The organism is Sporosarcina thermotolerans (assembly GCF_030067815.1).
In the GTDB taxonomy this organism is placed as follows: Bacteria; Bacillota; Bacilli; order Bacillales_A; family Planococcaceae; genus Sporosarcina; species Sporosarcina thermotolerans.
The window spans coordinates 3,589,498-3,610,479 of the sequence record NZ_CP125968.1; the positions used below are offsets into that span (position 1 = coordinate 3,589,498).

Genomic DNA, 20,982 nt, shown 5'->3' on the forward strand with positions numbered 1-20,982 from the left:
ATTTACACAGCAAATCCCATCACATATCTACCGATCCTTTTAACGACTCATTATTTGATAAGGTACAACAGAGCCAACATCTGTAGTTAAAATTATTAAATAATAAAACATCGCTCCTAAAAGTACAATATAAATACCTACTGATCTATCCATTTTCGGTTTAATCGTATATATAATATTTGGTATTAATATTATACAGTGTATCGTGAAGTAAATCATCGCCCTGCCTGCTAAATTAAAATCTAAAGCTAATATATTTAATAAAATAGAAACAATTAAAATATGGATATATAAATCGTAATCTTCACCATTTCTAATGGCTGAACGCCTATAAAGCAGTGCAGCAATTGCAATTAGAGAAAGCATTAAAAGCATTCCTGTTCCACTTCCATTTCCCACCCTACCAACGTAAAGATGGTATCCAAATATCCCCATAAGGAAATAAATAATTTTGGTTGAAAACAAATTTACTGCAACACCAATACAAATTACTAAAGTAATATAGAACTTGTTTATTTTCATTTTAAATAAAGGGTAAATAATCAAAAAAGAAAGTGCGGATATATGAAAAAAAGATGCTATCAGAATATGAATAACAAATTTAATCAAATCCCTACTTTTTATATACTTTATTGAGGGGAGTATTAATGCAATTGCAATAAACTGTCTAAGAGTATTTAAGGACATACCCCAAAAACCAAAAGCAATAAATATAACAAAGCTTAACCATACTATTTTTGAGTTTTTATATATGTATTTCGAAATACTTAAAATGATAATTGAACTAGTGACCGCTAAAAAAAAAACTTTCGTTTTCCCATACGATTCCTATTAATTTATTTAAAATTATAAACCCAATTTCAAAATCAACTATATCAGAAAGTTGAAATATCCTTTCCCAAGCTGTCTGTGCTATTATATGAAACCTATTTACATAAACTGCAGTATCCGCCCCAACATTTAAATCCCTTAATAAGGACAATAAAATTAATTGAGTAGAGATTAATATTATAAAAATAAGATCTTTGTTTTTTTTAATTGTAGTAGTTATAAATAGAGCCCACAAAAAAATCATGACTAAATTCAATATATATATAAACATAATAATCTCTTTCTCCTATGCACTGCAGATTATCGAATTAAGTATATCACTAGAAAAAACGGTCTTCTCTTTAGGGCCAACTTTTTATATATTATATTATTACAGTTATAAACGCATATTCATTATTAAGGAATAATTAAATAACACTGAATGTTTTAACCTTAAATAGTTATACATTTTTCAAATTATAAAGAAGGTCTTCATATTGCATTAATATACTTTTAACGCCAAATACATTTTCAAGTTCAGTTACTTTTATTTTATTTTGATTAAACCAGCTGTTGTCCCATGTTAGTTCTTCAACAACACCTTGAATATTACCTGTTAACTCCATAATTTCTTTAGTTCCTCCAGGATGACTTGTGCTAACCACAGGACAACCACAAGCAATTGCTTCCAATACTACGTTCGGAAGACCTTCATACCTCGATGGTAGTAAAAAAGATCAGCGTTTTTCATCCAAATGAACGGGTTTGCTTGGCGGCCAACAAAATTAACATAATTAGTAATACCCAGGTTTTCCGATAACTTAACATAATCCCTGAAGTACTTTCCATTTCCCAATATCCAAATCTTAACATTCTTTAATTTATTTTTGTTTTTTGCAACTGAGTTTAATAGGATATCAATACCTTTTTGAGGCATCATCTTTCCAACAACAACAACATTCTTGTAGCCTTCCTTACCAAAAGGAGATGGGTCTTGCATGCTCATTTGTCTTACCATTTCGATATCGACGGGATTGTAAATCCTGATTAACTTACTCTCATCAAAACCGAATTCATTTTTGAAATCCTCGACCATATAATCTGATTGACATATAATTTTGTCCACTTTTTTAAAGATTGTATTATAAACAATCTTCCATACAAGGGGGTATTTGCTTTCGGAGATCGATTCACTCGGCGTATTGTTTTCTCTAATAACGAGTTTGGTTTTTCTTGGTAAAAATGTTTTAAAAAGTGCGATTAGGGCTGAAAAACCGCGAATGACGAGAAAACAATGTCAGGTTTAATTCTTCTTATTTCTAAGTATAAAGATGGTATAGCATATCTCACCTGTGATACAGGTAACTTTATTAGATTAACATCTACTGGTAAGTCAGTTTGGTAATCTCCACCATCATGAACAATTATTAAATGAACTTTGAACTTTTTTTTATCAATGTGACGGACAAGTGTAGAAATAACCCTTTCCGCTCCACCACCACCTAATTTTGGTATTACAAATACTATAGTCTTCAAATTAATCCACCAACCTATATATGATAAACAGTATTACACTTTATTTTCCATAAGTAATTCATCAAAAATATGTATCCACATGTCGACTATTTTATCAGCTGAAAGGACATCCAGAATTTCGCGGTTTTTCCTACTCATGCTATTACGCAAATTATTATCTGACAAAATTCTTCTAATAGCGTTTCTCATGTGTTCTTTGTCATCAACTGGAACTAAGATGCCATTTTCTTCTTTTATCAGTTCTCGTGCAATACCTGTAGAAAAGTCCGTTGAAATAACCGGAACCCCTGAGGACATAGCTTCGACCAATGCATTAGGAAATCCTTCGTAATTCGATGGCATAACAAATAACTCAGCATCATAAACGTATTTCATTACATCCTTTTTAAGCCCCATTAAAAAGGCACGATTTCGTAATCCTAAAAGATTGATTTTCTCTTGCAACTCATTTCTAAGGTACCCATCCCCGTATATCTCTAATACATGTTCCGGAAATTCATCCTTCAAATCATTAAAACTTTCAATCAATAGCGAGAAGTTCTTTTCTGGAAATAACCGGCCAACACCTATAATGGCTTTTCTTCGAACTATTGGATCATCACGGACTATACATCCTAAATTGATTGGATTGGGTATAACCCGCATTTTTTTATTAGCATATTTCGGGAAAAATTCGGTAACCTTTTTACTTTGACACACTATACAATTTGCGGTCGGATATAAATATTTAGTGACCATTCGTAAAGGGAGTTTTCTTACCTTTGGCTCAGTACGTTCCGATATGATAAGGGGAATCCGTGGATTGAACAAATGTGCCATTAAGGCTATTATGTTTGTATGCGTTAAAAAGGATAATATTATATCTGGCTTCCATTCTTTTATGTAATTTTTTACAAAGAACAAACTTTTAACCCCATAACCAGCAATATTTAAAAACGCATATAATTTGTTGCTACGGTTTATTTTGTACCCTGCCCCAATTATTTTCACTTTTGGATCTAATTGATAAAAAGATTCATTTGATGTAAGAGTAAGAATAACAATGTCATAACCTCTTTGGCTAAGTTCATTTGCCAATGTTGCTAAAACACGTTCAGCCCCTCCACCTCCCATTCTCGGAACCAACAGTAAACACTTTAAATTTCGATTTACCCTTTCACCATTCATATCTTTACATCACCTTCTTATTAATTTGTTATAGGTGGAAGATTAAACGATTTACCCAATTCATAATCAAACTTGTCTGGTGTAAATTGAACACATCCACTCCACGGGTAAAACGTAATTTCCCCTATATATACTTTACCATTTACACTATAAAAATCTACTCTAACAAATGGGAAATCAGCTGCGAAACACTCTGCTATTTCTATCATCTTTTCAAACCCATATGGTTTCGATATTGTATTTTCAGTTGTTGGACAATCACTTACAACTTGTAGTTGATTCCACTCCAAATCATAAAAATTCCTTCTATGATCAACATGTCTTGTAGTATCCACCCATCCTAGTTTAGCTTTCTTATTAAAGCAAAGGATTTTATAATCATTTAAACTACCGTCTTCGTTGTCATTAGAATCAAGCAATTCTTCAATAACAATCTTCTGTGGAATATCCTTATAGGCCCATTCCCTTCCTATACTTAATGTGTTAACCTTTGACCAAGAATTTATTGTATTCTTAATGAATGAAATATCCATGTTTGATTTATCTTCAATAAATATATTAGTCCCCGACCCATTATTACACTTTATTGCAAAACTCTCAGGCAAACTCATAAATTCAATCTCTTCAAACTTATCGCAAACTTGATACAATGTAGGAAGATATTCAGAAAAACCTTTTTGTAAGACATAGTCTCTCATCCTATATTTGTCTGCACACTGTGTCATTAGCGGGATTCGGTAATTCATTTTATACCACTGTATCTTCTCCGTGAATCGTTCTGGATTCTTTATATTTAACCTTCTGCCAAGTGCCACCCGATATTGAAGTTTGAGTACTATCTCATCAGGTAATAGATCAAGGATTCCGTATATCCTTCTTAAAAAAGAAGGCTTAATATATTTTTTTAAACTCATTTTATACCCCTCAGTAATTTTATTAAGCGGACAACATTCGTTCGAGTTCTGTTGGATATCTTCTATGTTGTACTTTTCAATAAGTAATTACTTTAAAAGCAATTATTTTTTTGAAATTATTTCAATTATTTTTTCTGTGTTTTTGCCAAAGAAACTTTCGCCATTTACCATTTGAGGGAACCAAATACTCTGGGATCTTAAATTCACTTCAATTAATATAATTTCTGAACTTTCATTCACCATAAAGTCCCAAGAAATCATTTTAATATGCGGAATCCTAGAATGACTTTCCTTTGCTACCTTAATGATATCCTTGACATATGGGATAACATATCCTTCAAATTTAATCCCACTATCCGGATGCTGACGGAATCTTTCCTGCATCTCGCTATATGCTTCTTTATTTAATATACCCTTGTCATTAAAACCAATTACTATTCCACCTGCATGAATATTGTCAACTTCATTACCGGATCTTCCAATTCTCATGGACAAAGGAGCATTGTAAATAACTCCATCCAGTATATAAGTAATTACACGAATTGTGTTAATAGACTTGTCGTAAAGTGAGGCATATTTTGGATGGGCTTTCATACGCTCTTGAATTATATAATTCGTTTTGAATTTATCCATTATCTGTTCAAGAGTCTTACCTGATATTAAATCTACTCCATTAACAATATCTAACATAGCAACTCCCCGACCAGAATTGGAACCAATTGTGGCTTTAATTACTACTTTACCAATATTCCGGAGACTTTCAATTATGTCTTTTCTGTTTTTAACAATCCGTTTACTATCATAAAAAACTCCACTACTATTAACAACAAATGTTTTTGGGACTTTAATCGAGCTTTCAAAAAAAAGTATTTCTGTCAATGCTTTATCTTCCAATACTTTAGCCAAATGTGGTGGACTAAAAAGAGGTTCTAACTTTGTGGAATAAATTATCTCTGGGAAATAGTATTTATTATATACCCCTGCATAGCTTTGATAAAGCCTATGCCATTTTTTAGAAACCTTTTTACCGTATATACGTTTCCAAACCTTATCAATCGCATTTTTCTGTTCATGGGTTAATTGTACTTGTGAATACAACTTCCTTTTCTTATAAATATTGATCCATTCAAGAATCCATGTCTTAAAAACATCAATCTTCAAAATCCACCTTTCTAAGTGGATAATAAATTCCCTATAGGATTTCCTCATAATAATCTCCTCTAATATAAAAGGTGAGTTTGAATTCATATAAAAAAACAAGCTTTAATAGTTGATAGGACTTAAGAAAAATCGCCTACTTTGGATAAACTGTTCCCCAATGTTCCTTTTCATTGTTCTTGTCAAATAAAAAAATGTTTATAGTTGATAGTTATTTACTATATTCTTTTCTCAAATATTTATTAGAAAGAATTTTCAAAAACCACATTGGTGATAGGTACATTATAAATTGACCAATTACCACATAAATTAAATCAAATAAAGTGCAATGTCCTCTTTTCCATATTGCGTATTCAACTTCAATATAACTTTTACAATAAGACCAACTTTTTCTTCTTTTAAAATTACCCTCATTCGATCTAAAAAGCAGAAGTGGAATATCAATATTCGCACTTTTACAATCATTGTTTATCATTCTGGAAAACAAGTCCAAATCTTGTTTTCTTCTAAAATTTCCATAACCACCACAACGAATTACTTCAGATTTTTTAAACATAACTGTTGGGTGGTTAAATGGGCTTCTTCTTTTTATAAATTTCACAATATCATCATGCGTTGTTGGCACAACTCTTGAAGATACAATATTATCTGGTGAATCATGGAATTCATCTATTATTGTACCAACAATACTTAACTTTGGATTGCTCATAAATAGTTCAACTTGAGTCATACATCTTGCTGGCAGAGATATATCATCACTATCCATACGGGCCACTAATTCATTTTTACAATACTTCAATCCTTCATCTAATGCCCGCCCTAAGCCTATATTCTTCTCAAGTGACACTATATTAAATAAGTCTGGTTCCCTTTCATTATATTCATTAATGATTTCATCTAAATCCTTAGTTAATTTACCGTCCTTGACAATAACGAAGTCGTTTGGCTTAAGTGTTTGTTTTATCATACTGTCTATACTCGCTTTTAAAAAAGAAGGGTTTTCTTTATGATAAACTGACATTAATACACTATATTTTCTATCCATCATTGGTCACTACCTTCTGTCAGTTTTATTGATTCACTTAAACTCCTAATTTGGTAGTTTTCTTTATAACTACTCATACTTTTGTCGTATACTAAATTACCAAATACTTTATTAATAATATTTGACTTCTTCATGATTACTCTAATAATTGGATTTATTTTTTTTGTAAACTTAACTTTCCTCCCGTGAAACATAGCTATCATTTTAACCATTTCACTAGTTTTTACATATTCACTGTTTTGCGGGAAAAAAAATCCGTTTTCTTCATTCTCAATCATAAGCTTCATAAATTCACAAAGATTGTCTATATGTAACATACTACGTTGATTTTCGAAAATCGGGAAAACTGGAAACCTTTTAGCAACCATTGCTAATTTGGGATAATTGCCTTTAGATTCCTTGCCATAAATCATCGGTGGTCTTATAATAACAACCTTAAAATTATAATCATTTAAAGTTACAATTTCTTGTTCTGCCTGCAACTTACTATAGCCGTAAAAGTTACTAGGTGTAGGTACAGTATCCTTAGTTATTACACCGTTAGATATATTTTCACCATACACAATAATGCTACTTAAGAATAAAAAGTGCTTTACGCCTTCACTTTTTGCTTTCCTTGCAACTTCTATAGTTAAATCACGGTTTACTTTATAATACTTTTCTTCCAAATTTGGATCTGTGGATACATGGGCGATTCCGGCAACATGAACAACAACATCATATAGGGAAAAATCCGTATTCATCCAATCATCTTCACGCATACTAATTTTATCAATGGAATACTTCTTGGGATCATTCAACAACCATTTTTCTAATGAATTACCTACGTAGCTGTTTTTCCCAGTAATCAGTACTTTTTTCATTTTGAGAAATTCTCTCCAGTCACTGAACCTACAGAAGATCTTGTTTTTCCAATCGCACCTGTCCCACCTTCTAAAACACCTTTACTTTTAAACACACTAATTATTGTGGCGAAGAAGCATTTTATATCCATCCACGGGCCCATCTTTTCGACGTATTCACCATCGAATTTAGATTTTATTTCAATTGGAACTTCATCTCTACCATTTATTTGAGCCCACCCTGTTAAGCCCGGCCTTATAGCATTTGCATGATATTTCTCTCTTTCCGCTATTAAATCATATTGGTTCCACAATGCAGGTCTTGGACCGATAATACTCATTTGACCGACAAGTATGTTCCAAATCTGTGGGAGTTCATCAAGTGAAGTCTTCCTTAAGAATTTTCCCATTCTAGTAATATACTGTTCAGGTTTGTCTAATAAATGGGTCGGAGTATCAATCGGTGCATCTATTTTCATAGTTCGGAATTTTAATATATAGAAATGTGTCTTGTTTATTCCAACTCGCTTTTGTTTAAATAGAACTGGCCCTTTTGAATCAATCTTAATAGCAATAATTAGGATTACTAAAATAGGCGATAAGACAATAAGCCCAACTAAAGAAAGAATAATGTCAATCAATCTTTTAACCTTCATAAACATAATACGGATTCACTCCTCAAAACATGTTCTTTAGTAGTTTAGGTGACTTAATTGAAACATTTATATTGTAGGTGAAGCACTGTGCAACCTATGTCAGAAAGTTGAAATTTCCCGATGAAAAGACTACGTGGTTTATTGGAAAAATTAATTTCCCACTTTACTCTTTTCCACTATCTCAGCCATATACTCCAACAATTGAGCACTAATGTCCTTATTCTGCAAAGCAAACTCAATCGTCGTTGTAATAAACCCTAATTTCTCCCCAACATCATACCGCTTACCCTCAAAATCGTAAGCAAACACCCGTTGAATCTGATTCAACTGCTGAATGGCATCAGTTAACTGGATCTCACCACCTGCGCCCTTTTCCTGCTTTTCTAATAGCATAAAGATTTCCGGAGTTAACACATACCTGCCCATAATCGCAAGATTAGAGGGCGCTGTTCCCAATGCCGGCTTCTCAACAAAGTTCTCCACGGCATACCTTCTACCAATTTGAGCCGAAGGTTCAACAATCCCATACCTATCCGTCTCGTCATCCGCAACAGTCTGCACACCAATTACCGAAGCATGAGTCATCATCATACTGCTCAATCAACTGCTTCAATCCAGGTGTTTCACTTTGTACAATATCATCACCAAGCAAAACAGCAAAAGGCTCATCACCAATGAACTTCCGCGCACACCAAACTGCATGTCCAAGTCCTTTTGGCTCCTTCTGACGAATATAATGGATATCTACATTCGAAGACTGTCTAACCTTCTCCAAAATATCATATTTCTCTTTTTGTATTAGATTTTCTTCCAACTCAAAATTATTATCAAAATGATCCTCAATCGCTCTTTTACCTTTTCCAGTAACAATAATTATATCTTCTATACCTGATGCAATCGCCTCTTCGACAATATATTGAATGGTTGGCTTATCAACAATCGGCAACATTTCTTTTGGCATCGCCTTAGTAACCGGTAAAAAACGTGTCCCTAATCCAGCTGCCGGTATAATAGCTTTACGCACCTTTTTATACATATTTACTTCCTCCTTATGATTTAACTCCATGCAGGACAACGTCCTGCAATGCAGCGAGTTTTATATTAGCATCTTCCACACTTTCACCCTTCACCGCAAAATAAAACTTACATTTTGGTTCGGTGCCAGAAGGGCGAATACAAACCCATGATCCATCTTCAAGTTTATACTTAAGCACATTAGATATCGGTAAATCTAAACTTGTTTTAGTACCTGACAATATATCCAACGATTCATTTTTCGCATAGTCCTCTACGTTTGTAACACTAATGTCATTTAATGCCGAAGGCTGTTCATTTCTGAACCCTTCCACAATCGCATCAATTTGTTCTGCTCCATCCTTACCTTCCAACGTGATAGAACATGTAATTTCTTTGTAATAACCAAACTTCTTATATAATTCCTGTAAACCATCGTATAGCGATTTGCCCTGTGACTTGTAATAAGCTGCCACTTCAGCTACAAAAACAGCTGATTGAACCGAATCTTTATCCCGAACAAAATTACCAAGCAAATATCCATAGCTCTCCTCATAACCAAAAAGGAAACTCTTCTCTTTAGTCTCTTCGAATTCATTGATCTTCTCTGCGATAAACTTAAAACCCGTAAGAGTATCTATTGTTTCCACACCAAACGATGAAGCAATCGCACGGCCTAACTCCGAAGTAACAATCGTCTTCATGACTACCCCATTCCGTGGTAGCCATCCATTCTTCTCTTTCTGCTCCAGTAAAAAGTGAAGCATCAAAGCACCAATTTGATTACCCGTCAAAACGACATACTCACCTGAATCATTTTTGACCGCGACTCCAAGTCGATCTGCATCAGGATCAGTCGCAAGCAAGACATCCGCATCCACTCGCAACCCATACTCTATAGCAATCTCAAACGCTGCGGACTCTTCCGGATTTGGTGATTTCACTGTAGAAAAATTAGGATCCGGATTTTCCTGTTCCTTTACAACAGTCACATTGGTAAAACCAAAGTTTTCAAGTCCTTCGCGTACAGGTATATTCCCAGTTCCATGCAAAGGAGTAAAAATAATCGACAAATCCCTTTCTGGCTTCTCCTCATTCAACTGAATTGCTTGCAACGCTTGCTTATATGCCATATCAATCTTTTCCCCAATATAAACAAGTATTCTATTAGCCAATAGTTCCCTTTCACCCGCAACCTCGGTAATCAGCCTGGTACCAGCGCTCTTCATAAATCCAAGAACAACATCTGCATCCTCAGGAGGCAATTGCGCACCATCCTGCCCATAAACCTTCAATCCGTTATATTCCGGTGGATTATGGCTTGCCGTAATCATAACTCCTGCAAAGGCGTACATATAACGTACCGCAAAGGAAAGTAATGGAGTAGGTCGCAAGTCCTCAAACAAATAAACTTGAATGCCTTCACCACCTACCGTCTTCGCAACTTCCAACGCAAACTCCTTCGACATATGCCTCGAATCATAAGCAATGGCAATCCCGCGCGCCATCGCTTCTTCACCTTGTTCTTTTATGTATTGAGAAAGGCCGAATGCCACCTTCCTCACCGTATAATATTAATACGATTCGTACCAGGTCCGATAATGCCGCGCATGCCGCCTGTACCGAATTCCAGCTCCTTATAAAAACAATCTTCCAGCTGTTTTTCATCAGTCATATTATATATATCCTGTTTGACCAAATCCTCATCTGTTAGCTGTGAGAGCCATTGATCCAAACTCGTTCTCCACGTCATGCTGCGACATCCTTTCTCGAATAACTTATGTCAAATAATTATTATTAATTTCCTGCAGTTTCCAAGACCTCTGCTATTTCTTCTTTTTCATAACCAGGCTTGTCCAGTAATGTGAACATATTTCGTTTGTATAATTCCACACCTGGCTGATCAAACGGGTTGACACCAAATAGATACGCACTCATCGCACAAGCTTTTTCAAAGAAGTAAACGAGATAGCCAAATGTATAAGCATCCATTGACGGTATTTCAAAAACAAGTCCTGGGACTTCTCCATCCGCATGGGCCTCAAGCGCCCCTTCGAACGCCTTGCTGTTTACTACATCTACCGTTTTTCCTGTGAGATAGTTCAATCCATCAATATTTTCCTCATCTTCTTCAATTACGATATCATCAAGCGGATTCTTCACTTTAACAATCGTTTCAAAAAGATTACGCTGACCTTCCTGGATATACTGACCGAATGAATGCAAGTCAGTTGTAAAGTTCGCAGACGCTGGAAAAATCCTCTACGATCCTTCCCTTCACTCTCACCAAATAGCTGCTTCCACCACTCTGCCAGATAATGCATACCCGGTTCGTACGTGACAAACATTTCTATAGCCATTCCTTTTTGGAAAAGGATGTTACGAATGACAGCATACTGATAGGCAGCATTTTCATCAAGAACCGGATTATTTAGTTCCCGTTGCGCTCGTAATGCGCCTGCCATGATTTCATTAATACTAATCCCGCTCACTGCAATCGGCAATAGACCGACCGCCGTTAAAACAGAATAACGCCCGCCAATATTATCAGGTATTACGAAAGTGTCATACCCTTCCCTGTCAGCTAACTGTTTCAATGCGCCCTTTTCCTTATCCGTTGTAGCAAAGATGCGTTTCCTCGCTTCTTCCTTGCCATATTTCTCTTCAAGGAGTTTACGGAAGATACGGAACGCAATAGCCGGCTCTGTTGTTGTTCCGGATTTCGATATAACATTGATAGAGAAATTCTTGCCTTCAAGAAGGTCCATCACATGCGTCATATAAGTTGAGCTAAGATTATGTCCAACAAAAACGATTTGTGGATTGCCTCTTTTCTCTTTCGACAACATATTATAGAAACTATGGTTCAGCATCTCGATTGCAGCCCTTGCTCCTAAGTAGATCCGCCGATTCCAACAACTACAAGTATATCACTATTCTCTCGTATTCTTATTGCTGTTTTCTTGATATGTTCAAACTCTTCCCGTTCGTACATTTCAGGCAAGTCAATCCAACCTAAATAATTGTTGTGTTCGCTTGTTTCACTATGCATTTGGTTATGAATTGATTGAACCGAATGCTCCAAAAAAGAAACTTTATAATGCCCGAAATGCCCACTTGCCTTCGAATAATCAAATGTAATATGCGCCAACACTTCACCTCCAAGAATATTACCTATGTCTATATGATTAGTCTGTCATTCTTACCACAGTTTCAATATTTTCCTGCAAAAATTTCCGATTCGCCAACCCAACCAAGGTAGTCCTTAATTCCTCTGTATCCATACCTAACAACCTGTCCAAGACATACTCTTGCTCCAACTCAGATATCGGAGTTGCCTTCCCAACATAAATCTTCGGAAAGACATACTCACTCTGCCGTTCATTCTCATTTAACAACTCTTCAAACAATTTTTCACCAGGTCTGATACCGCTAAATTCTATTTTAATATCATTTTCGTTATAGCCCGATAGGTTAATAAGGTTTTTGGCCAAGTCAACAATCTTAACGGGTTCGCCCATATCAAGAACGAACACTTCGCCGCCGCGTGCAAGTGTCCCTGCTTGAATGACGAGTCTAGATGCTTCAGGAATGGTCATGAAGTAACGTGTCATTTCCGGATCCGTAACAGTAACCGGCCCACCAGCCGCAATTTGCTTCCTAAACAAAGGTACAACACTACCACGGGACCCTAAAACATTCCCAAACCGAACTGCCGCAAATTTCGTTTCACTGTTCTTCGCCAGATTCTGAACAATCATTTCCGCAAAACGCTTCGTCGCACCCATCACATTCGGAGGATTTACCGCTTTATCCGTCGACACTAAAACAAAATGCGGAACTCCAAACATATCCGCCGCTTCCGCAACATTCTTCGTACCAAATATATTATTCTTCACAGCTTCCATCGGATTAGCTTCCATTAACGGTACATGCTTATGAGCCGCAGCATGGTAAATTACATCCGGCTGATGCTCCGATACGATATCAAAGATCCGTTGTCGGTCTTGTACATCCGCGATAACCGGAACAATTTCAGTTTCAGACGAAACTATTTCACGAAGCTCACGTTCTATTAAGTATATCGAGTTCTCACCATGCCCTAACAAAATAAGTTTCTTCGGTGTAAACCGATTCACTTGTCGGCAAATTTCCGATCCAATCGAGCCGCCAGCTCCTGTAATCATAATCGTTTTGCCCGTCAGCTTATTCGCTATTGCTTCCATATCAAGTTGTATTTCATCTCGCCCTAACAAGTCTTCGATTCTGACGTCCTGCATATCAGTAACAGAGACCTTACCCGTCATAATGTCTTCGATGCGCGGGATTTTTTGTGTCTTTATCCCAGTATCTACACAACGTTTCAAGAGCTCTGCTTGTTCTTGTTTGTCCATTGATGGAATGGCGATAATGATTTTTTCGATACCATTGTCTTCCGCGATTGCTTGGATATATTTAGTTCCACCACTAACCTTCACACCATAAATCTCAAGTCCTTGTTTCTTCCGGTCATCATCAACGAAAATGACGGGGTCATCCCATAATCAGGATTTTGTAGAATTTGACGTACAATCATGCTGCCGGCTTGTCCAGCCCCAACAATCATCGTTCGTTTCGCTTCTATATTCTGTTTCTGATTAACCGTATCACGGTACAGCCGCCACGACAGCCTTGAACCTCCAATCAGCAAAATATGTAACATCCAAGTGATCGCTAATGCCCTGAAGTAAATGTCTTGGGCAACAAATAATTGGACCAAAGCAACAACCATAATCGCGACTGTAACTGCCTTGAATATCAACTTCAATTCACCAATTGATGCGTATGTCCAAGCCTTCCTATACAAACCAAAAAACCAAGCAAAGAAGTGGTGTGCAATCTGTATTGCCACTACACTGATTAGCAGGACTTTATTTGCAAATAGATTGCTTGAAGGACTTAGGATAAAATACCCTATGAAAATCGAAAAAAAGACTATAAAGGAGTCCACTAAAAATAACATTGTCAACCTATTCTTAACAGATATGCGACTCACGTCCCTCTTTAGTTATTCTTATAAACTATTATTCCTTAATAATAATTACTATTATACCAGTTCCCAGCTTAAATACTATGCTTTTTTCTGACAATATACTACATTATCAACAATATTTTGAGTAATATTGACAAAAAACTCTTTCACACTCGTCTCGCTATGCCTTCATACCTATTTTCCACCAACTCTTTTTCCTAACTTCCACAAACTCAAACTGAGTCAAAGGCTTATTAGCTATGATTCTTTCGTTATTTTCCAAAAGAATATCAATCATTTCCAACTGCTTCTTCTTCTCCAGCACGCCAAGGCCTTTCTCGTATTCCAACGGTCTTGTCTCCATATTATGTACATCCGAACCATACGTATGGATGCAGTTCGCTTCTATTAGCCGTAACGAAAGATCTTGCACCCCTTTGCCGAAGTGACCTGAAAGGCTTCCTGCAGTGATTTGAGCATATGCCCCATGACGGATAAGTCTTTGAAGACGTTCCGGTTTTTCTGCGATGGCCTTGTTCCTTTCCGGGTGGGCAATAATCGGGATAATACCGATTTCGGTTAATTGTTCGATGACTTTTACCGTATAGGATGGAACTGTCTGTGACGGCAATTCAAGTAGCAAATAATTGGATTCGGCAAGCGTCAGAATTTCGCCCGCTTTATAATTTTCAATAATCGTGTCGTGCAGGCGTACTTCCTGACCTGTGTGGATTGTAATTGGAATACCTTCTTGCTTCAGCAGTTCCCTTAATATGTGCACTTGGCTTGAAGTTTCCTGCGCAGTCACATGAAAATGCGGGTTATATGTATGGGGCGTTGCTATCATTTCAGTGATTCCTTCATTTACTGCACTATGTATGATCTTCATGGAACCTTCAAGATTATCAGGGCCATCATCTACCCCGTGCAAAATATGGGTATGCATATCAATCACTGGAAATCGACCTCCAATATGGAAAAAAGAGTAGAAGGATTAATCGTCCTTTACTCTTCCGCTCCATAATAGTTGTAGTAATAATGATCCTTCGTAAGGGTGAAGTTGTTTAGCACCACACCAAGAATCGTTGTTTTCGTCAACGCCAATGCTTCTTTCGCTTTGACTATATTTTCTTTTTCAGTGGAGCCGGCACTTACTACCAAGATGATGCCGTCGCATTTCTGCCCTAAGATTTGACCATCTGTCACGGATAGAAGTGGTGGAGCATCAAAGATGACAAGGTCGTAATGTTCTTTCAGCATCTCTATCACGTTGTCCATGGATTTTGACCCTAAGAGCTCGGCAGGGTTCGGTGGGATAGAACCGCATGTAAGGATATCCAGCCCTTCTACTTCACTCTTCTTAACAGCTACTTGAAGAGTCGTATTTTTCGCCAGCAAATTCGTTAATCCAACATTATTCACTAGGGAAAAAGTATAATGAACAGTCGGCTTTCTTAAATCGGCATCGACTAACAATACTTTCTTACCGTTTTGGGCATAAACGACAGCAATGTTCGCTGCGACAGTCGATTTCCCTTCACTCGGTGCTGCGGATGTGATGAGAAGTGTTTCAAGCTCTTTATCTGGCATTGAAAAGTCGATACCTGTACGTATCGTTCTGAACTGCTCGGAGTTTACTGATCTTGGGTCATTATGTGCAATAAGGGTTCTTGCAGCTTTTTGAAGGACTTTCTTTTTACGTTTAATTAACATGTGCTTTCTCCTTCTTTCTATCTGCAAGAGGTTTTTTTGAGGTATTTTGCATAACGTCATTTGGAAACTTGCTGACGATACCTAAGATCGGCAGACCGACTAAATCTTCAATGTCCTGTTCAGTTTTAACTGTTGTATCAAGATACTCTAATAGGAATGCAATTCCTACTCCAAGCATCAATCCGACAACTGCTGCGATTGCAATGTTTAAGAGTTTCTGTGGTTTAACCGGAGACGGAAATTCTACATTGACGGCTGGTGAAAGGATATTGACATTATCGACGTTCATCAGCTTTTGGATTTCTTCTTGAAAAACTTCTGCTGTCGTATTTGCGATGTCCACTGCTCTAAAATGCTCCGTGTCTTGTACAGTCAAATTGACGACTTGCGAGTTTTGCGCACTGTTAACCGTTAATTGAGTTTTAAGTTGTGCTGGTGTAATGTCAAGATCCAAATTCTCAATCACTTTTGATAGGATTGCAGGGCTTGTGATGATCACATTGTATGTGTTTATAAGCTGAAGGTTCATTTGAATTTCTTGTGTGTTGAACTGGCTTGTTTGTTCATTTTTTTGATTGACCAAGATTTGTGTCGATGCCTGGTAGATTGGCGTCATGAAGTAATAGCTTGCGACTGCCGCGATGCCCATGGCGATGATTGTTAGAGAGATGATCAAAACGAATCTTTTCTTTAACGTTCTGAACAAATCTTGTAGGCTGATTGTCTCTTCCATGAAGGTCGGTCTCCTTTTTAATAGGTTGATAGGTAATATAGCATAACGGGAATGGCAGATTTCATTAAAAGAAAAATCCGTTCTTAGTTAGTGTAGGACGGATTTCTCTTTCTATTTATCTTCCTACCGCTTTTTTCATTAAGCTTTCTTTACGAATTTTCTTTTGTGCGTCGTATTCATTTTTAAAGCTCTTTGCGTATGACTTGTCATACCCATTTTTCTCAAGATCTTTTTCTATAGCTTTCAGAACGCCATTGAAGACGCTGTCCGTTCTGCCTTCCAGTTCTGTAGCAGCGCTCATGTACTTATTGTAGAAATAGCCATAATCGATTTTCTCGCCATTATTCTTCTTTGTCGAGTACTCGTTTTTAGCTCTTCCAATAAGCGCATTCAACTTATCTTCAGCTTGCCCTTCTAAAGCTGCGAAAGCAGGGTTATATTTTTCTTTTATGGATGCCACTGTCACTTTAGCTCCAGGCCCCGCAGTTAAAGAACCGGTATTTGGTTTGGAAGTTGAAGTCGATCCAGTGTTTGAGTTTGGCTTGTTGTTAGATGTATTAGTTGGTGTTTTGGATGATTGTCCTTTCCCGCTTACAGGGATGGATCCACCATCTTCTGATTCATCAGTCGAATCGGATGACGCTTGTCCATCTTCTTTACCGGATTCTTTATTGGAATCTTTTTGGACTATGTCTTCTCCGCTGTCATCCAAGGTAATAATTGTACCGTCTGGTAATTCGATTTCGAACGGATCTTCTATGATTTCAGCAACCGATTCGTCCGCAATATCGTATTCTTTGAATTTCATTATGTATAAAAGATAGCCCCCCACGCAAAGTGCAATGACTAAGAGTGCAGACAATGAGATAATCAGCTTTTTTTTCATAATTTACTCCTTTTCGTAAAATCCATATATCTATAAGTCTACCATGAATGAAAAAGGAAGTGAACTGGAAGTTTGATATAAAAAGTCGAATGTAGTAGAAATATAGTTTTCTATATGAATATTGTCGTGTCCAGCTACAGGCGCTAGATGCTCGGGTCATAAGTCAAAGTTGCTATGTGGCAAAAACCGCCACTCCGCATCTTCGCCTTATGCCTGTCGCATCTGAGCAAGCGCCTTTCGCTTTTCGTTTAAAACGCAAAAAAATCCGCGAAGAAGGGATCTTCACAGATTTTTTGCCGCACCATCAACCAAGGCCATTAAGATTCTATAGTGTAAAAGGAAAAACTCTACATAGATAGTGTACCATAATTTTCTGCAATCTCAAAGACTATTTTTCTATTACTTTATTGCCATTGTTCGATGTAAGAACACCGAGAAATCAGCTCTACTAATGTTTTGCGCAGGTCCGTACTTCCCACCACCAATACCTTGGGTAATATTGTTAAATGCCAAAGAATTGATTGCATCTTTCGCGAAGCTGCCATTGCTGTCCGTGAAGTAATCTTTCTCAGAGAGCTGTAGCTTGAATCCTCGTTGAAGGATCGCTGCCATTTCTGCACGAGTCAGTTTACCGTTCGGGTCGAATTTCTTACCTTTTTCCTTCCCATTGATGATTCCATAATTCGCGACAGCCGCCACTTCTTTATAGAACGTCATTGTCGGCGCCATGTCTTCAAAGCCCGGATCTGTTACATTGTCGAGTGGAAGTTTAAGTGCTCTTGCCAAAAGGATTGCCGCTTGCTGTCTTGTCAATTCTTCATATGGACCGAAGTTGCCGTCCGCGAAGCCTGCAATAACCCCATCATTGACCAGGGAAGTAATTTCACCTTCCGCACGGAACGTCAGTCCAGTGTCTTTGAAAAGTGCTTCTTTGTAGTTGTTCGCGAATACCGCTTTCAAGTCATCAATTCTGATGCTGCCCTTCGTTTTCAGGCTGTCTGTCGGTTGTGCGATATAGATTTGTTTAAGTGTTAGATTACCAGTTGCCCCTGCAGGGATAGTAGCCGTCACATAGTTCCAGCCAAGCCATTTCAAGCCGTTTTCAGGCGTGAAGTCGACTGTGTATTCCTTACCTTGGGCATCTTGGATACGTCCACGCAGCCATGTATCCCCGGCATCCCCATATACACGAGCGGAAATCTTAACCGGAGTACCTGATAGGCTTACAGGTGTCTTCGCTTCGATATACGCAGCTGAAGTGCCTGTTGTTCCAGTGAAATCATATGTTAATTTTAGGGAGCCAACGCCTTCAAACGCCGGCTCTTTGTCGCTATTCATTGAAAGTGTTGCTTTGCCGTTCGTTGTTGTAGATGTCCAGTTATTTAGGAATTCCATTTTATCTACACTGGAGTAATCACCTGTTATTGTTACTGGGATGGAGATCGTTTTGCCACCTAATGTTGCTGTTACAGAGCCTGTACCTTCTTTTGAAGCTGCTGTGAAGACACCTGAAGCTGTGATTGTGCCGATACTTGCAGGAGCACTCCATTTAACAAGTGTAGGGTCAAAGATGACTTCTCTGTTTTTAGCATCGAATGCTTTGACAGTTAATGTCGTTTGTCCATCTTTTCTAACCTCGAATGACGGGCTTGATGGCTGAACTGTATGAATGCTGTCAACGACTTCAAATGGTATATTCGCTGTCGCACCACTGAACTCAGCAGTAATTGCGCCAGCTCCTGCTTTTTGAGCCGTAAATTCAAGGCCGTTCACTGCGATAAGACCTTGTGGAGATGCTATTTTAACAGCTGCTTTATCGAAAGTAACCGGGTTGTAATAGTTGTCCATAACGTAATCTACCAAAACGGAACCTTTCGTCCCTTTTAAATAGACTCCAGGTTTTGACAGATGTGCACCAACTGTTGTAGGCGTTCCTACAGGTGCATTTGATACCGCAAAAAGCGCAGTGGAGACAGAACGTTCTCTGCCATCGGATGGTTTATTGAAAAGCGAGACGTTAAAGTCACCAGGCTTACGAACAGCCATCGTCGTGGAGCCCCCGCCATCCAAGTTAAGCGCTTGGTGAGCGCCAATTGAGACAAGGTATTCAGCAAATTCCTTCAAGCTTTGTCCACGGCTATAACCAGATTGTCTTCCGTCCACCGTCACCATGAATACTTTCGTTCCTGTTTTATCGATTGCAATCGCCGTACGGGCGCACGTTCTGTTGCACGATCACTGTTCGGATCGATGCCAAGGTTTACTTTGCCGTCTTTGACAAGTTCCGGACCGGACGTAAGCATGAATGATGCGCCTTTCCACTTGTCATCGATATCTGCTGTGATGGAGATTGTCTCTCCGATTCCGATGTCTTTGATGAGTTGCATCGCTTCACCATGAGCAGACAGAACGAAGCCGTCCTTAGGGATAGTAGATGCTGTCGGGTTGTTGTGTTCCCGAATTTGCGTTACTTTACCTGTTACTGTTTCACCAAAGTTAAGTTCTGTTCCGCCTGTAACACCTTCAAGGACAAGCTCAATGCCAAGGGCGTTTGTTTCTGTAGTCGGTTTAGGATAGAGAGGTGTATAAAGGATCAAGTTGTCATTCGAACGGTGCTTGTCCGTCGATGTGATCGGATACTCTTGTCCATTATGATTGAATGATAGACTCAAGTTATATGAATCTATCTTTCCTTTGCCAGTGCTGTCAATACCAAATGCGATCGGTTGGTTGACGTACTGGTCTCTTCCGGATGCGATGATGCCGGCATTCATAAGTCTATCGCGGTAAGCGATGAGATACATTGGTAAATAGCCTTGGTCGGATGACCAGAAGAACGAGCCGTTAATAGCTCCTGCTACTTGCTGGCCTAATGCTGTGTAGGCATTTGCTTGGCTTGTAGTAGTTGCAAGTTTGTTAAGCGGCGTCGGGTAACTGACGTCGACTGTTGTGAATGGGTCATTCAAGTCAACGACTAACTGGCTAAATGCTTGTGGATCGTTATTTATGGTTGTGTTCGTATATTCATAGTGGACACCTTGTGAGATTTTTGTAGATTCTGTAATAGGTGCCACCGCTTTTGTTTCTGCGGTAGTATCTGATGTTTCTGCAAATGCAAAATTTGGTATTAATAGAAAGATCACAAGGAGTAGGGTGCTGAGTTTCGACAGTTGTTTACGTTTATGCAATGATTCATTCCCCTTTGTTATTTGATGTATGTTTATTATAATCTCTTATTATTTTATTTGTATAGTTATGGGAGCTTTTCGTTCTAATAGACTACTAAAAAAAGAAAGCCCAGCGGGCAGTTATGCGTGATTCAAGCGCTTTATGCGTAATTGGAGGGATATATGAGTGTTTCAAAGCATTTATAAGCTTGTTATGGGATTTATGCGCATTTCGGTCAGAATATGTGTATTTGGAGGGACATATGGATCGCGGGTATGCAATCTTGCAATATATTTTCCTGTCGCGAGAAGTGCTTTTGACAAATTAGG

15 protein-coding genes and 5 pseudogenes are annotated in these 20,982 nt (G+C 37.8%); all 20 read right to left on the reverse strand.

Annotation, left to right across the window (positions count from 1 at the left end; translation table 11 throughout):
* Positions 1 to 39 precede the first annotated feature (39 nt).
* Complete coding sequence (locus tag QNH10_RS20055) at positions 40 to 780, reverse strand: EpsG family protein (RefSeq protein ID WP_347178076.1); 741 nt, start codon at positions 778 to 780, stop codon at positions 40 to 42.
* A gap of 4 nt (positions 781 to 784) precedes the next feature.
* Positions 785 to 1,102, reverse strand: a complete 318-nt coding sequence (locus QNH10_RS21340; protein ID WP_430541076.1) for an EpsG family protein — start codon at positions 1,100 to 1,102, stop codon at positions 785 to 787.
* A gap of 169 nt (positions 1,103 to 1,271) precedes the next feature.
* A pseudogene (locus QNH10_RS20065) lies at positions 1,272 to 2,092 on the reverse strand (glycosyltransferase).
* Positions 2,071 to 2,346, reverse strand: a complete 276-nt coding sequence (locus tag QNH10_RS20070) for a glycosyltransferase (RefSeq protein ID WP_283732990.1) — start codon at positions 2,344 to 2,346, stop codon at positions 2,071 to 2,073. The pseudogene QNH10_RS20065 and the gene QNH10_RS20070 overlap by 22 nt, the downstream one beginning before the upstream one ends.
* A gap of 33 nt (positions 2,347 to 2,379) precedes the next feature.
* On the reverse strand, positions 2,380 to 3,513 hold the full coding sequence (locus QNH10_RS20075; RefSeq protein WP_283732991.1) for a glycosyltransferase: 1,134 nt from the start codon (positions 3,511 to 3,513) through the stop codon (positions 2,380 to 2,382).
* A gap of 20 nt (positions 3,514 to 3,533) precedes the next feature.
* Positions 3,534 to 4,427 carry an ATP-grasp fold amidoligase family protein gene (locus QNH10_RS20080; protein ID WP_283732992.1) on the reverse strand — a complete coding sequence of 298 codons (894 nt, stop codon included), beginning with the start codon at positions 4,425 to 4,427 and terminating at the stop codon, positions 3,534 to 3,536.
* Positions 4,428 to 4,529: 102 nt separating this feature from the next.
* Positions 4,530 to 5,588: a sugar-transfer associated ATP-grasp domain-containing protein gene (locus QNH10_RS20085; protein ID WP_283732993.1), complete on the reverse strand. Its 1,059-nt coding sequence runs from the start codon at positions 5,586 to 5,588 to the stop codon at positions 4,530 to 4,532.
* 208 nt (positions 5,589 to 5,796) lie between these two features.
* Positions 5,797 to 6,633, reverse strand: coding sequence for a glycosyltransferase (locus QNH10_RS20090; RefSeq protein ID WP_283732994.1), 837 nt, complete (start codon positions 6,631 to 6,633; stop codon positions 5,797 to 5,799).
* Entirely contained in the window at positions 6,630 to 7,493 is an 864-nt protein-coding gene (locus QNH10_RS20095; RefSeq protein WP_283732995.1) for an NAD-dependent epimerase/dehydratase family protein, read from the reverse strand. Before QNH10_RS20095 ends, QNH10_RS20090 begins: the two co-directional genes overlap by 4 nt.
* Positions 7,490 to 8,134 (reverse strand): sugar transferase, encoded by a 645-nt coding sequence (locus tag QNH10_RS20100; RefSeq protein WP_283732996.1) that lies wholly within the window; start codon positions 8,132 to 8,134, stop codon positions 7,490 to 7,492. The genes QNH10_RS20095 and QNH10_RS20100 overlap by 4 nt, the downstream gene beginning before the upstream one ends.
* Before the next feature lie 144 nt (positions 8,135 to 8,278).
* Positions 8,279 to 9,164: pseudogene (galU, locus tag QNH10_RS20105) on the reverse strand (UTP--glucose-1-phosphate uridylyltransferase GalU).
* Between the two features lie 13 nt (positions 9,165 to 9,177).
* Positions 9,178 to 10,895, reverse strand: a pseudogene (locus tag QNH10_RS20110) (phospho-sugar mutase).
* 44 nt (positions 10,896 to 10,939) lie between these two features.
* A pseudogene (locus tag QNH10_RS20115) lies at positions 10,940 to 12,296 on the reverse strand (glucose-6-phosphate isomerase).
* A 34-nt stretch (positions 12,297 to 12,330) separates the two neighbouring features.
* Positions 12,331 to 14,168 (reverse strand): annotated as a pseudogene (locus tag QNH10_RS20120) (polysaccharide biosynthesis protein).
* Between the two features lie 166 nt (positions 14,169 to 14,334).
* Positions 14,335 to 15,099: a tyrosine-protein phosphatase gene (locus QNH10_RS20125; RefSeq protein ID WP_283734705.1), complete on the reverse strand. Its 765-nt coding sequence runs from the start codon at positions 15,097 to 15,099 to the stop codon at positions 14,335 to 14,337.
* A gap of 59 nt (positions 15,100 to 15,158) precedes the next feature.
* Positions 15,159 to 15,866, reverse strand: coding sequence for a CpsD/CapB family tyrosine-protein kinase (locus QNH10_RS20130; RefSeq protein WP_283732997.1), 708 nt, complete (start codon positions 15,864 to 15,866; stop codon positions 15,159 to 15,161).
* Complete coding sequence (locus QNH10_RS20135) at positions 15,856 to 16,599, reverse strand: YveK family protein (RefSeq protein ID WP_283732998.1); 744 nt, start codon at positions 16,597 to 16,599, stop codon at positions 15,856 to 15,858. Before QNH10_RS20135 ends, QNH10_RS20130 begins: the two co-directional genes overlap by 11 nt.
* 115 nt (positions 16,600 to 16,714) lie before the next feature.
* Entirely contained in the window at positions 16,715 to 17,485 is a 771-nt protein-coding gene (locus tag QNH10_RS20140) for a hypothetical protein (protein ID WP_283732999.1), read from the reverse strand.
* A gap of 399 nt (positions 17,486 to 17,884) precedes the next feature.
* Positions 17,885 to 19,657, reverse strand: a complete 1,773-nt coding sequence (locus QNH10_RS20145; RefSeq protein WP_283733000.1) for an S-layer homology domain-containing protein — start codon at positions 19,655 to 19,657, stop codon at positions 17,885 to 17,887.
* Positions 19,651 to 20,673, reverse strand: coding sequence for a hypothetical protein (locus tag QNH10_RS20150; RefSeq protein WP_283733001.1), 1,023 nt, complete (start codon positions 20,671 to 20,673; stop codon positions 19,651 to 19,653). Before QNH10_RS20150 ends, QNH10_RS20145 begins: the two co-directional genes overlap by 7 nt.
* Between the last annotated feature and the right edge of the window lie 309 nt (positions 20,674 to 20,982).

Excerpts from the sequence above, each read along its gene's own strand:
- QNH10_RS20080 (WP_283732992.1), bottom strand. The coding sequence starts at position 4,427 with ATGAGTTTAAAAAAATATATTAAGCCTTCTTTTTTAAGAAGGATATAC.
- QNH10_RS20130 (WP_283732997.1), bottom strand. The coding sequence starts at position 15,866 with ATGTTAATTAAACGTAAAAAGAAAGTCCTTCAAAAAGCTGCAAGAACC.
- QNH10_RS20100 (WP_283732996.1), bottom strand. The coding sequence starts at position 8,134 with ATGTTTATGAAGGTTAAAAGATTGATTGACATTATTCTTTCTTTAGTT.
- QNH10_RS20145 (WP_283733000.1), bottom strand. The coding sequence starts at position 19,657 with ATGGTGACGGTGGACGGAAGACAATCTGGTTATAGCCGTGGACAAAGC.
- QNH10_RS20090 (WP_283732994.1), bottom strand. The coding sequence starts at position 6,633 with ATGATGGATAGAAAATATAGTGTATTAATGTCAGTTTATCATAAAGAA.
- QNH10_RS21340 (WP_430541076.1), bottom strand. The coding sequence starts at position 1,102 with ATGTTTATATATATATTGAATTTAGTCATGATTTTTTTGTGGGCTCTA.
- QNH10_RS20075 (WP_283732991.1), bottom strand. The coding sequence starts at position 3,513 with ATGAATGGTGAAAGGGTAAATCGAAATTTAAAGTGTTTACTGTTGGTT.
- QNH10_RS20125 (WP_283734705.1), bottom strand. The coding sequence starts at position 15,099 with ATGCATACCCATATTTTGCACGGGGTAGATGATGGCCCTGATAATCTT.
- QNH10_RS20135 (WP_283732998.1), bottom strand. The coding sequence starts at position 16,599 with ATGGAAGAGACAATCAGCCTACAAGATTTGTTCAGAACGTTAAAGAAA.
- QNH10_RS20140 (WP_283732999.1), bottom strand. The coding sequence starts at position 17,485 with ATGAAAAAAAAGCTGATTATCTCATTGTCTGCACTCTTAGTCATTGCA.
- QNH10_RS20095 (WP_283732995.1), bottom strand. The coding sequence starts at position 7,493 with ATGAAAAAAGTACTGATTACTGGGAAAAACAGCTACGTAGGTAATTCA.